This window comes from Kitasatospora sp. NPDC054768, assembly GCF_053612025.1.
Genome location: NZ_JBSHBN010000008.1, coordinates 99,095 through 110,431, shown reverse-complemented (window position 1 = coordinate 110,431; position 11,337 = coordinate 99,095). Strand labels below are relative to the sequence as shown.

Sequence of the window (11,337 nt, the reverse complement as noted above, 5' to 3'; positions counted from 1 at the left end):
TGTTTTTTTTTTATACGACCCAGCCTGTCGCCCGGTGGGGGGCGCGGCCCGGGGAGGGCGGCGCCCCCACCGGCCCGTCGTCGCCGTTCACCGGTTCACGTCGACATCGCGGAACGCACGACCTGCCGGCAGGTGCCCACGTCCGTGAGGTGCCCCGGGGCGACCTGAGGATCGACCCCCGGCGCTGAGGCCCGACCGCGCCCCAAGGGTGGTGCGGCCGCTGCCGCCCGCCGTCCTGGTCGTCGCACCGGGACGGCGGGCGGCTTCACGGATGGGGGTCACGCCCCGCAGTTGGTGTGCCGCCGGAGTACTTCCAGGTCGTTGAACACGCCGCCCCAGGTGACACACGCGCCCTTCGCGTATATGTAGACGGGGCCGGCGTACTTCGTGTAGTTCCCGGAGTCGGTGACCCGGGAACCGGGGGTGTCGTCACGTTCTATGTACACCGTGATGGACCGCGTCGTGGTCTGGTTGTCCTTTATCCCGACGACGCAATTCTTGCCGGTGGCGGCCGAGTAGGTCAGGTAGACCGTCACCTCCTCGGTCGTCGACTGGATGCCGAACCAGCTCTTGACGTTGTACCCGCTCCCACATGCGCCGTTGTAGGCAACGGTGGCGGCGCTGGCAGTGCCGGGGATCGCCACGACGGTGGCCGCGGAGATCGCCAGCAGACCGGCGGCCGCGGCCATTCGGCGCCCCGGTCGGGTGATTCGGATTGATCGAGTCCTTTTGATGTTCATTTCCCCCTCTTTTCCGACTTCTTACGGTGAGGCTAGCGCGGTGCGCCAGGCTCCAGAAGAGGAACATTCGGCCACGTTCGGCCGCGACCATGAAATCGATACCGGGAAATCGGAGGATCAGATTTCAGTTCGGCACATCTCGCCCGGCCGACGGCACGGCCGGCGGCCGGGGCCGGCCCTGCGGTGCGCGGAGTGCGGGGTGCGGGGTGCGGTGCGGGCGCGGATCGACCGGACAGGCCTAGTCGACGAGGGCCCGCTCCCACAGCAGCTCGTCCCGCCAGTGCCCGTCGAGAAGGATCGAGAAGTGGGCGACACCGTACGGGCTGAACCCGTTGCGGCGCAGTACCCGCTGCGACGGCAGGTTCTCCAGCTGTGTGGACGCCTCGGCGCGGCGCAGTCCGAGCTCGTCCCTCATCTCCCGGAGTACGAGCTCGACGGCGCGTCCGGCGTGCCCTTGGTTCTGGGCGGCGCTGCCGATCCAGTACCCGACGGAGGCGCGGCGCAGGTGGGCCTGCGGCAGGATGCCTCCGACGGTGACCTGCCCGACCACCTGGTCGTCGGCGAGCACCACGCCCGGCCAGAGCGTGCCGGCCCGGTGGCCGGCCAGCAGCTTGTCGATCCGCTCCGCCTGGCCCCGCGGGGTGAGGGACTCGGCCGGCTGGGCCGGTTCCCATCGCCGGAAGGCCTCGGCGTCCCGCGTCCGGTGCGCGGCGATCGGGGCGGCGTCGCTGGGCTCGATCAGGCGGATCCTGGTGGTGCTGGGCATGGGTCGGTCCTCGTCGCGGTGCGTCGGGTGAAGCGGCCAGCCTATGCAACGGCCGTGGCGCGGCCGTTGGCCTCTGGCCCGGCCCGACCCGGCCACTGCGTCTCGTCTCCGCTCAGGACCGGTCAGGACCGGAAGACACACGATCGGCGGTGGTCTAGGCTGAACGGCCACGATCCGGCAGGGGACGATCCTTGGGGGCCGACCGCGTGATCTCCTCCTTCCTCCGCCGCGACCACGCCGCTGCTCAAGGACCGGAAAGGACGGGATCTGTGCGATGAGCTTACGGTTCGGCGTGAATCTGACGAAGCTCGAGGACCGGGCCTCCTGGAGGGAGAAGTGCCGGCGTGCCGAGGGCCTCGGCTACGACGTGATCACCGTGCCCGACCACATCGGCATGCCCTCGCCCTTCCTGGCGTGTGCCATGGCCGCCGAGGCGACGAGTAGCGTCCGGGTCGGCACGTTCGTGAGCAACACCTCGTTCTACAGCCCGGCCTTGTTCGCCAGGGATGTCGTCACCGCCGCCCGACTCACCGGCGGGCGGCTGGAGGTCGGGCTCGGTGCGGGATGGAAGAAGCCCGAGTTCGACCAGGCCGGAGTTCCGTTCGAGGCGTCGGGCAAACGCGTCGATCGACTCGTCGCGACCCTGGACGAGGTGACCCGCGTGACCGGTTCCGACCGGCCGCCCCTGATGATCGGCGGCAATGGCGACCGGGTGCTGCGACTGGCCGCCCGGCACGCCGACATCGTGTCCTTCGCCGGTACCAGGTTCGACCCGCAGGGCCGGGGCATGCGGTACCTGACGGAACGCCGGATGGACGAACGGGTGGCGCTGGTCGAGGCGGAACTGCGCGCGGCGGGTCGGGAGGCGGTGCGCCGGAACATCATCGTCCTGCGCACCGAGGTGACCGGTGACCGTCAGGCCGCGCTGGAGGACTACTCCCGCTTCCTGCAGGGCACGCTGAGTCCGGAGCAGGTCGGCGCGCTGCCCGCCGTGCTGATCGGGAGTGCGGCGCAGATCGCCGAGCAACTGCTCGCTCGTCGGGAGCGGTTCGGCTTCGACTACGTGGTCGTGCAGGAGGCGGCGCTCGACGCGTTCGCCGAGGTGATCGCACGGTTCGGCTGACCTGGGCGGAGGGGGGACGGGCCTGGGCGGAGGGGGACGGGCGGGAGCCCGGTGCTCAGTGCCGTGCGGCCCGGCCCGCCGCGCTACACCCCGTCGCCGCCGGTGGCCCAGGTGCCCGTCGGCGCGTCGGGCGGTACGAGGCCGAGCGCCGTGCTGACCCGGTCGGCCGGCGCCTCGGCGCCCTCGGCGTTGCGGGCCAGCAGGGTGCGGGCCAGTTCCCCGGCGTCGACGCCCACCAGGGCGGCGCGGAGGCGTGCGGCCAGCCGGTCGACTTCGCGTTCCAGTACCTGCTGTGCGCCATCCGCCGGCAGCGGGGGCAGCGTCTCGCCGTCCACCTGCCGCATCAGGCCCTCGGTGATCGCGGTGACGACGTCGGTGAGCGGAAGCGGGTTGACGGCCAGTGTCAGATGGACGCTGGGTGAGCCGGGCAGCGCGACGCCCGCGTGGAGCCAGCCCGCCGGCAGCCACAGCACGTCCAGCGGCCGCAGGAGCACCTCTTCCACCGGCGCGTCGGCCGAGGGCCGCACCTGCCAGCGCTTGGCGCCCGCGAGCTGGACGAGGAACGCGCTGTAGGGGTCGGTGTGTTCGGCGAAACCCTGGGCGGCGTCCGGCGTCAGGTAGGCGTTGACGAAGACCCGGGCGCCCAGCTCGCGCGCGAGCGAGCGGGCGAGTCTGCCCGCCGGCGGGTGGAACCGCTGGATTCCCTGGAGGACCAGGGTCGATCCCCGGCCCAGCTGCCGGGCGATCCCTTCGGGGTCGGCGAGTTGCCCGACGGTCGAGGTCGTTTCGGAGCCGGACGCCAGCGTGTAGTGACGGGGGTTGACCAATCTTCCGTCCCGCGCCATCCGGAACGCCGGCATCCGCAACCCGCGGTCGGCGACGAGCTCGTCCACGTCGTCCGGGGACAGCACCGCGCGCACCGCCTCGTGCGCCGTCGCCGTCATGGCACGGGCCGGCCAGCCGTCGGAGAACTCGCCGACAGAGAAGCCCAGTTCACGCAGCCTCACAGGGCCTCCCGCCCGTTCGTCACCACACGGCTTGCGATCCGTCAGGCATCGTAGGCGACCGCACGACGCCGGGACACACCCCGTTCCGGACCGATTCGCGCACACCCGCGGGAGGCGTCGTCGCATCGTTCCGCCACCTGTTCCGACACCGCACAGTCTGGATACGGTCTGACGGGCAGTCACGACACGGGAGGATCTGCGATGCGCGAAGCGGTCTCGAGGAACGTCGACCTCTCCTGGGGACGTCCGGAGGTGCGGCCGCAGGACGACCTCTTCCGTCACGTCAACGGCCGCTGGCTCGACGAGTCCGTCATTCCCGAGGACCGCGCCGTCGCCGGATCGCTCGCCGACCTGCGCGACGGCGCCGAGCTGCACCTGCGGGAGATCGTGGAGCGGGCAGCGGCCGGGGACACGCCGGAGGGCAGCGACGAGCGCCGCATCGGCGACCTGTACGCCGCTTTCCTCGACGAGCAGCGGGTCGAGGAGCTCGGCGCGGCACCCCTGCGGCCGGCCCTCGATCTGATCGCCGCCGCCGACTCCGGCCCGGCCCTCGCCCGGGTCCTGGGGCAGTTGCAGCGCCGCGGGGCGACCGGCCTCTTCACCGCGTACGTGGACACCGACGCGCACCGGCCCGACCGCTGTCTCGTCCACCTCCACCAGGCCGGGCTCGGCCTGCCGGACGAGTCGTACTACCGGGAGGAGTCCTCGGTCTCCGTCCGCGCCGCCTACCGCGCGCACATCGAGACGATGCTGAAGCTCACCGGTGCGACCGATCCGGCCGGCACCGCCGGACGCGTCGTCGCGCTGGAGACACGGATCGCCTCGGCGCACTGGGACCGGGTGAAGGCCCGCGACGCGGTGCGCGCCTACACCCTCCTCGACCGTTCCGGCCTGGACGCCCTGGCCCCGGCCTTCGACTGGGACGCCTGGCGGGAAGGGATCGGGGCGCCCGCTTCGGCGCTCGCCGAAGTCGTGGTCCGGCAGCCCGGCTTCCTCGAAGAGCTCTCCACGCTCTGGGCGCGGACGCCGGTCGCGTGCCGGCAGGCGTGGCTGTCCTGGCAGCTGGTCCGTACGACCGCGCCGCTGTTGAGCAGCGCCTTCGCCGAGGAGCACTTCGGCTTCTACGGGACCGCCCTGACCGGCGTTCCCGAGCAGCGCGAGCGGTGGCAGCGCGGGTTGGACCTGGTCGAGTCCGGACTCGGCTACGCGCTGGGCCGCCTCTACGTCGCCGAGCACTTCCCGCCGCGCTCCAAGGAGCTGGTGCTCGAACTCATCGGCAACCTCGTGGCCGCGCACCGGCACGGCATCAGGGCCCTGCCCTGGATGAGGCCGGAGACCAAGGACCGCGCCCTGGAGAAGCTGGACGCCTTCACGTCGATGATCGGATACCCCGACCGCTGGCGCGACTACAGTGCCCTGACGGTGCGCCGCGACGACCCGGTCGGCAACGCGCAGCGCGCCGCGGCCTTCGAGTTCGACCGGGAACTGGCCGGACTCGGCGCCCCGGCGGACCGCGACGAGTGGTCCAAGACCCCGCAGACGGTCAACGCGTACTACAGCGCCGGGATGAACCAGATCGTCTTCCCGGCCGCGATCCTCCAGCCCCCGTTCTTCGACCCCGAGGCCGACGCGGCCGTGAACTACGGGGCCATCGGAGCCGTCATAGGCCACGAGATAGGCCACGGCTTCGACGACCAGGGCTCGAAGTACGACGGCACCGGCGCCCTCCGGGAGTGGTGGACCGAGGCCGACCGCGCCGCCTTCGACGAGCGGGCCGCCGCGCTGATCGCGCAGTTCGACGCGCTGGAGCCGGAGCAGGCGCCCGGGCAGCACGTCAACGGCGCGCTGACGGTCGGCGAGAACATCGGCGACATCGGCGGCTTGACCATGGCCTACCGCGCCTACCTCCGGTCGCTCGACGGTGCCGAACCACCGGTCGTCGACGGCCTCACCGGCGCACAGCGGTTCTTCCTCAGCTGGGCGCGCGTCTGGCGGTTCAAGGCCCGCGATGCCGAGGTCCGACGGAGGCTGGTGGTCGATTCGCACTCCCCGGCGGAGTTCCGCTGCAACGCCGCCGTGCGCAACCTCGCGGAGTTCCACGAGGCCTTCGGTGTCCGCGAGGGCGACGGGATGTGGCGGGACCCGGCCGACCGGGTACGCATCTGGTAACCGGGCACCCGCCCCCTCGCCCGCCTGCCCGCCTGCCCGCCTGCCCGCCTGCCCGCCGGGACGCCGGGACGCCGGGACGCCACGGTGTCCCCGACCGCTCGACCACGCCACCTCACCGCCCGCCCCACACACGTCTGGAGACCCCGCTGCGATGACCACGGCAACCTTCGAAGACCTGCGCGAGCTGATGGCGATGATGGTGGGCGACGAGAAGCACCGGGAGGCGGCGATCTCCACCGTCGACGCCCTGTGGGTCCTGTACGACCGCGTCCTGCGCGTCACCCCCGAGATGGCCGAGGACCGGGACCGGTTCTTCCTCTCCAAGGGCCACGGCCCCATGGCCTACTACGCGGTGCTGGCCGCGAGGGGCTTCATCGACCCCGCCGAGCTGCGCCGGTTCGGCACCTTCCGCTCCCCGCTCGGCATGCACCCGGACCGGTCCCTCGTGCCCGGCGTCGAGATATCCAGCGGCTCGCTCGGCCACGGGCTGCCGCTGGCCGTGGGCACGGCGCTGGGGCTGCGCGCCCGCGGCATTCCGTCCGACGTGTGGGTCCTCATCGGCGACGGCGAGCTGGACGAGGGCTCCAACCATGAGGCGATCGCCTACGCGGGCCGCGTCGGCCTGGAGCGGCTCCACGTGATCGTGGTCGACAACCATTCCGCGAGCCACGGCTGGCCGGGCGGCATGGAGAAGCGTTTCGAGGTCGAGGGCTGGTCGGCGGTACGGGCGGACGGCCGGGACCACGACGAGCTGGAGGCGGCCTTCCGCGCCCCGCACCCCGGCGCTCCACGGCTCGTGGTGGCCGACACCGGGGTGCGGTGACACCGGAGCGCGGTGACACCCGTTCCGCACCGCACCGCACCGCACCGCGGCCGTCGCCGCCCCGAGCCGGCCGACCCCGCCACGGCCGACCCACCCCGTCGTGAACCCAAGGAGGACCCCCATGGCCGGAATCATGCGTGAGCGCTTCGTCGAGGTGTCCACGCGGCTGCTGGACAGCCACGAGCGGTTGGCGGTGCTGACCGCCGACCTGACGTCAGCCCTCTTCGACGGCGCCCGCGAGCGCCACCCGCACCGGGTGCTGAACTTCGGCATCCGTGAACAACTCCTGATCAGCGCCGCCGGCGGCCTCGCGCTCGCCGGGATGCGGCCGATCGCGCACAGCTTCGCGCCGTTCCTGGTCGAGCGGCCCTTCGAGCAGATCAAGCTGGACCTCAACCACCAGGGAGTCGGGGCGGTGCTGGTCAGCGCCGGGGCCTCCTACGACATCGCGAACAGCGGACGCACCCACCAGTCGCCCGGTGACGTCGCGCTGCTGTCGACGCTGCCCGACTGGACGATCGACGTCCCCGGCCACGCCGACGAGGCCGAGGCGCAGTTACGGGAGGCGGCCGACGGCGACGGGTTGGTCTACCTGCGTCTGTCGAACCAGTCCAACGCGCACGCCCACGGCATCGTCGACGGCCGTCCGCACTGCGGCTTGCGCAGGTTGCGGCACGGCACGACGGCCGTCGTCATCGCCGTCGGCCCGCTGGCCGACGCGGTTCTGGCCGCGACCGAGGGACTGGACGTCACCGTGCTGTACGCGTCCACCGTCCGGCCCTTCGACGCCGTCGCGCTCCGGGCGGCCGTCGCGGACCAGCGGGAGCCGGCCGTCGTCCTGGTCGAGCCGTACCTCGCCGGCACCTCGGTCCCGGAGGTCGTGGACGCGCTGGGCGGCCTGTCGCATCGGGTGCTCGGACTCGGCGTCGGCCGTGACGAGTTGCGCAACTACGGCTCGCCCCGCCAGCACGCCATCGCCCACGGTCTGGACAGCGCCGGACTGCGCCGCGCCGTCGTCGGGTTCCTCGGCGAGAAGTAGCACCCGCTGCGGCCCGGCCCGGGCTGCCACGGCAGCCCGGGCCGGGGCGCTCCGCCGCGCGGTCGTCCTGGTCAGTCCCGGCCGCGCAGCGCGGGCGTGAGCACCGGCGGCAGGGACAGCACGATCAGGGCGAAGACGGCCCACAGGGCGGCGCGGGTGCCGGCCCACTGGGCGAGCGCGCCGCCGAGCAGGCCGCCCAGTGGCATGGCGCCCCAGGTCAGTACGCGCATCGAGGCGTTCATCCGGCCGAGCAGCTCGGGCGGGCAGACGCCTTGGCGGTAGCTCAGCTGGGCGACGTTGCGCAGGGAGATGCCGACGGCGAAGACGAACGAGCCCACCGGGTAGAGCAGGATGAGCCAGCCGTGGCCGGTGAAGGGCAGCAGCAGGACGAAGGGCACGATGGCCAGGCTCGGCACCCAGATGGTGCGGGCGGTCCCGAGCCTGCGGATCACCGGCCGCGCGGCCAGACTGCCCACGAATCCGCCGATGCCGTCCCCGACCAGCAGCAGGCCGTAGAGCCCCGGACTCATCCCCAAGTCCCGGACGAGCAGGATCGGTTGGACGGCCAGCAGTGCGGTGGTCGCCAGGCACAGCAGCACGCCGCTGGAGACGAGCACGCGCAGCACCGGGTGGTGGAGGACGTAGCGCAGTCCCACGGCGATCTGCTGGCGCAGCGAGCCGTGCGCCGTCTGCTCCGGCTGCGGCTCGGAACGCCGGATCGCGCCGATGGAGGCGGCGGAGACGAGGAAGCTGACCGCGTCCACCATGAGGGCGCCGACCGGTCCGGCCGCCTGGACCAGCCAGCCGCAGACCGCCGGGCCGCTGAACTCGGCGCCCCGGTTGGCCGTCTGCAGCACCGCGTTGCCCTCCGTCAGCCGGTCGCGTCCGACCAGGAACGGCAGGTACGACAGGTGGGCGACGTCGAAGAACACCGTGGCCGTGCCGGCCAGCACCGCCACCGCGTACAACTGGGCCAGCGTGAGGACGCCGAACGCGTAGGCCAGCGGTATCGAGGCCAGCAGGGCGAATCGCAGCAGGTCGGCCGCGACGAGCACCGGTCGGCGCCGCATCCGGTCCACCCACGCCCCGGCCGGCAGGCCGGCCACGGCGACCGGGATGGTGGAGGCCGCCGTGAGCAGGCCCATCTGGAAGGCCGAGGCGTGAAAGGTGCTCAGGGCCACCAGCGGTATCGCCAGCATGGTGACCTGGCTGCCGAACTGGCTGACGGTGTCGCCGGTGAGCAGCAGTTGGAAGCCCCGGTGGGCGCGCAGCAGGGATCGGGCCGGCGCGGCGGCTGTCGCGGGAGGCTTGGACGAGGTGGTCATGACAGGGGTCTCCCCACGGATCGGGCCGTCGTGCGGGTGTGTCGGGGCGCGCGAAGAGCCTCCGGCAGACCGGCGAGGGCCCTTTCGCGCCCCGAGCGTAGAGCATGTGCGGCGGGCTCCCGGCGGTTTCCGGACCACCCGGCGCCGCGGACGGGAGGCCCCCGGGAGCCTCCTCGAACGTGACGTCTCACGACCCGACGAACCGGATCCTCCCGTCGGGCACGCGGGGTTGACCGTCGACAGGGATCGGCCTTACGTTTTTAGTGACTGACCGTCAATTCATATGGGAAGACGGGGAATCAGTCACTCGCGACGAGACGAGGAGATCATTGTGAGCATCGACACCCTGATCACGCCCACCGAGGACGAGCTGCGCGCCGCGGCGATCGACGAGCTCGACGAGTTCGACGGCGACGCTCCGATGCTCATGCAGAACATCGACTTCGCCTGACAGTCGCGCACATCCACGACGTGACCGACGGTTGGGCGGCCGGTGCCACCCAACCGTCGGCCACGGTGTCAACTCGTGACGGGAGAGCCACCGGTGCCGGTGAGCACGCTGACTGATCTGCTGGAGGACGGCAGCGACCTGCGCACGGCGTACCACGGGAGTGAAACCCTGGTCCTGCGCGACGCGGTCGCCCTCGACGGGCTGCCGCGCATCAGCGACATCCTCGCGCTGATCGACGGCAGCCTGCTGCGCCGCCCCTACTTCTCCGTCCTCCAGGAGGGCCTGGCGCCCTCCGACAGCGAGGTCCTGGCGACCCGCGAGGTCGCCGGCAGCCGCGTCGACGGGTTCATCGACCCCGTCGGAGTGGGCCGACAACTCGCGGACGGCGCCACCCTCAAGCTCAACCAGGTCGAGGACTGGCACCCCTTCCTCCGGGACGTCAACGACGCGCTCAACGCGGTCTTCCCCGCCGAGTCGAAGGCGTTCCTCTTCTACACGCCGGCGGGCAAGCGCGGCATGCTCCCGCACCGCGACGGCTCCCGCGTCGTCGCCGTCCAGCTCGAAGGCGCCAAGGAATGGCACCTGTACGACGCGCCCCCGGAGGCCAGTGCCGGGCTGGATGTGGACACCTCCGAGGAGCAGGTCGTCGTCCTCGAACCCGGCGACCTCCTCTACCTGCCGCACGGCACCGGGCACGCCGCCACCGCGATCGACCGCGCCTCCCTGCACGTGACCTTCACGCTCACCGAGCCCTCGCCGTCGGCACTGGTGCAGGCGTACATCGACGCGTGGATCGCCTCCGGCCGCCCCGCCGGGGCCGGCCGTGACGCCACCTCAGCGCTCGCCCGGGCCGCCGCGCTGCTGGCCGACCTCAAGGACTTCGCCTCCGGCGTCGACAGCGCCACGCTCGTCGACCGGGCCCTCACCACCGCACGCCTGCGGGACGGATCACGATGACGCGGACCGAACCCCACGCCGACGTCGACACCGGCCTCGCCGGCTGGCTCGCCGAACGCCGCGACGGCCCGACCGCCCGCACGGCCCTGTCCGACGGCACGGGCCTGTTCGGCGGCATCGCGCTGTCCGACGGCATGGCGCTGCCGACCGCCGCCGACGTGCTCGGCACGATCGACTGCGGCCTGCTCGCCCACCCCTACCTGGAGGTCTACCGGGGCGGCGCCCGGCTGCCGGCCACCGAGGTCTTCACGGCTCGCAGGGTCCAGAACCACAAGGTCACCGGCTTCGTCCACCACCGCAACGTCACCGGGCAGTACCGGGCCGGCGCCGTCCTGCGGCTGCCGTCCGTCACCGACTGGCTGGCACCCGCACGACCTGCCCTCGAAACCGTCCGCGCGGTGCTCGGCCGGCACATCGAGGCGACCGCCTACCTCGCGGCGGCCGGATCCCCGGTGGCGTACGCCGAGGCGACCGTGGACGCCGTCGTCCTCGTGTGCTCCGGCAGCGTCGCCTGGCACGCCGGCGAGGCGGACTCCGCGCCGCTGGAGGCCGCGGCCCGCACCGCCGTGTACGTTCCGGCCGGCACCACCCGAGGCGCCCTCGCCGGCGACAGCGGGGACTGCCTGCTGCTCGTCCTCGCCGAACGGCCGCCGGCCACGGCCGAGATCGTCAAGGCCCTGCGGCGGGCCGGCTCCGCCCACGTGGAGCAGCAGGAGACCCACCGGAGCCACCACCTGATGCCCGTCGACCGGAAAGCGGACTGGGTGCTCGGCGAACTCGCCGGACACTTCGCCGCCATGGACCCGGCCGACCTGCTGCGCCTCGCCGCCGGCCGCCCTTGACGGGCCCGACCACCGACGGCCCGGGGCCCCCGGCCGCGACGAAAGCCCCGCGTCGGCCGCCGGACGCCGGACGCCCCCGACCAGCGGGCCCAACC

10 protein-coding genes are annotated in these 11,337 nt (G+C 72.6%); 6 read left to right on the top strand and 4 right to left on the bottom strand.

From position 1 onward, the window contains the following. Positions 1-278 precede the first annotated feature (278 nt). A complete protein-coding gene (locus tag ACWGKU_RS04235; protein WP_401054732.1) occupies positions 279-740 on the bottom strand; it encodes a spore-associated protein A in 462 nt (153 codons plus the stop codon). A 238-nt stretch (positions 741-978) separates the two neighbouring features. Further along, entirely contained in the window at positions 979-1,506 is a 528-nt protein-coding gene (locus ACWGKU_RS04230) for a GNAT family N-acetyltransferase (RefSeq protein WP_401054730.1), read from the bottom strand. A gap of 292 nt (positions 1,507-1,798) precedes the next feature. Here ACWGKU_RS04230 and ACWGKU_RS04225 point away from each other — a divergent pair, with 292 nt between their 5' ends. Further along, positions 1,799-2,629 (top strand): TIGR03621 family F420-dependent LLM class oxidoreductase, encoded by an 831-nt coding sequence (locus ACWGKU_RS04225; RefSeq protein WP_401054728.1) that lies wholly within the window; start codon positions 1,799-1,801, stop codon positions 2,627-2,629. An 83-nt stretch (positions 2,630-2,712) separates the two neighbouring features. On the opposite strand, the gene ACWGKU_RS04220 is transcribed toward ACWGKU_RS04225, so the two are convergent. Continuing rightward, positions 2,713-3,636, bottom strand: coding sequence for a JmjC domain-containing protein (locus ACWGKU_RS04220; protein ID WP_401048648.1), 924 nt, complete (start codon positions 3,634-3,636; stop codon positions 2,713-2,715). A 201-nt stretch (positions 3,637-3,837) separates the two neighbouring features. Between ACWGKU_RS04220 and ACWGKU_RS04215 the strand changes: the two genes are divergently transcribed. From ACWGKU_RS04215 to ACWGKU_RS04205, 3 genes are all read left to right on the top strand, one after another. Then, the gene (locus ACWGKU_RS04215; protein WP_452177361.1) at positions 3,838-5,805 is read left to right on the top strand and encodes a M13 family metallopeptidase; all 1,968 of its coding nucleotides are present in this window, start codon (positions 3,838-3,840) and stop codon (positions 5,803-5,805) included. Positions 5,806-5,956: 151 nt separating this feature from the next. Continuing rightward, positions 5,957-6,628 (top strand): thiamine pyrophosphate-dependent enzyme, encoded by a 672-nt coding sequence (locus ACWGKU_RS04210; RefSeq protein WP_401048652.1) that lies wholly within the window; start codon positions 5,957-5,959, stop codon positions 6,626-6,628. Positions 6,629-6,749: 121 nt separating this feature from the next. Then, on the top strand, positions 6,750-7,667 hold the full coding sequence (locus tag ACWGKU_RS04205; protein WP_452177360.1) for a transketolase family protein: 918 nt from the start codon (positions 6,750-6,752) through the stop codon (positions 7,665-7,667). Between the two features lie 71 nt (positions 7,668-7,738). On the opposite strand, the gene ACWGKU_RS04200 is transcribed toward ACWGKU_RS04205, so the two are convergent. Next, positions 7,739-8,992, bottom strand: a complete 1,254-nt coding sequence (locus ACWGKU_RS04200; protein ID WP_401048654.1) for an MFS transporter — start codon at positions 8,990-8,992, stop codon at positions 7,739-7,741. A 550-nt stretch (positions 8,993-9,542) separates the two neighbouring features. Here ACWGKU_RS04200 and ACWGKU_RS04195 point away from each other — a divergent pair. Together ACWGKU_RS04195 and ACWGKU_RS04190 are read left to right on the top strand one after the other, a co-directional pair. Then, complete coding sequence (locus tag ACWGKU_RS04195; protein WP_452177359.1) at positions 9,543-10,400, top strand: JmjC domain-containing protein; 858 nt, start codon at positions 9,543-9,545, stop codon at positions 10,398-10,400. Beyond that, a complete protein-coding gene (locus ACWGKU_RS04190) occupies positions 10,397-11,242 on the top strand; it encodes a hypothetical protein (RefSeq protein WP_452177358.1) in 846 nt (281 codons plus the stop codon). Before ACWGKU_RS04195 ends, ACWGKU_RS04190 begins: the two co-directional genes overlap by 4 nt. Positions 11,243-11,337 lie beyond the last annotated feature (95 nt).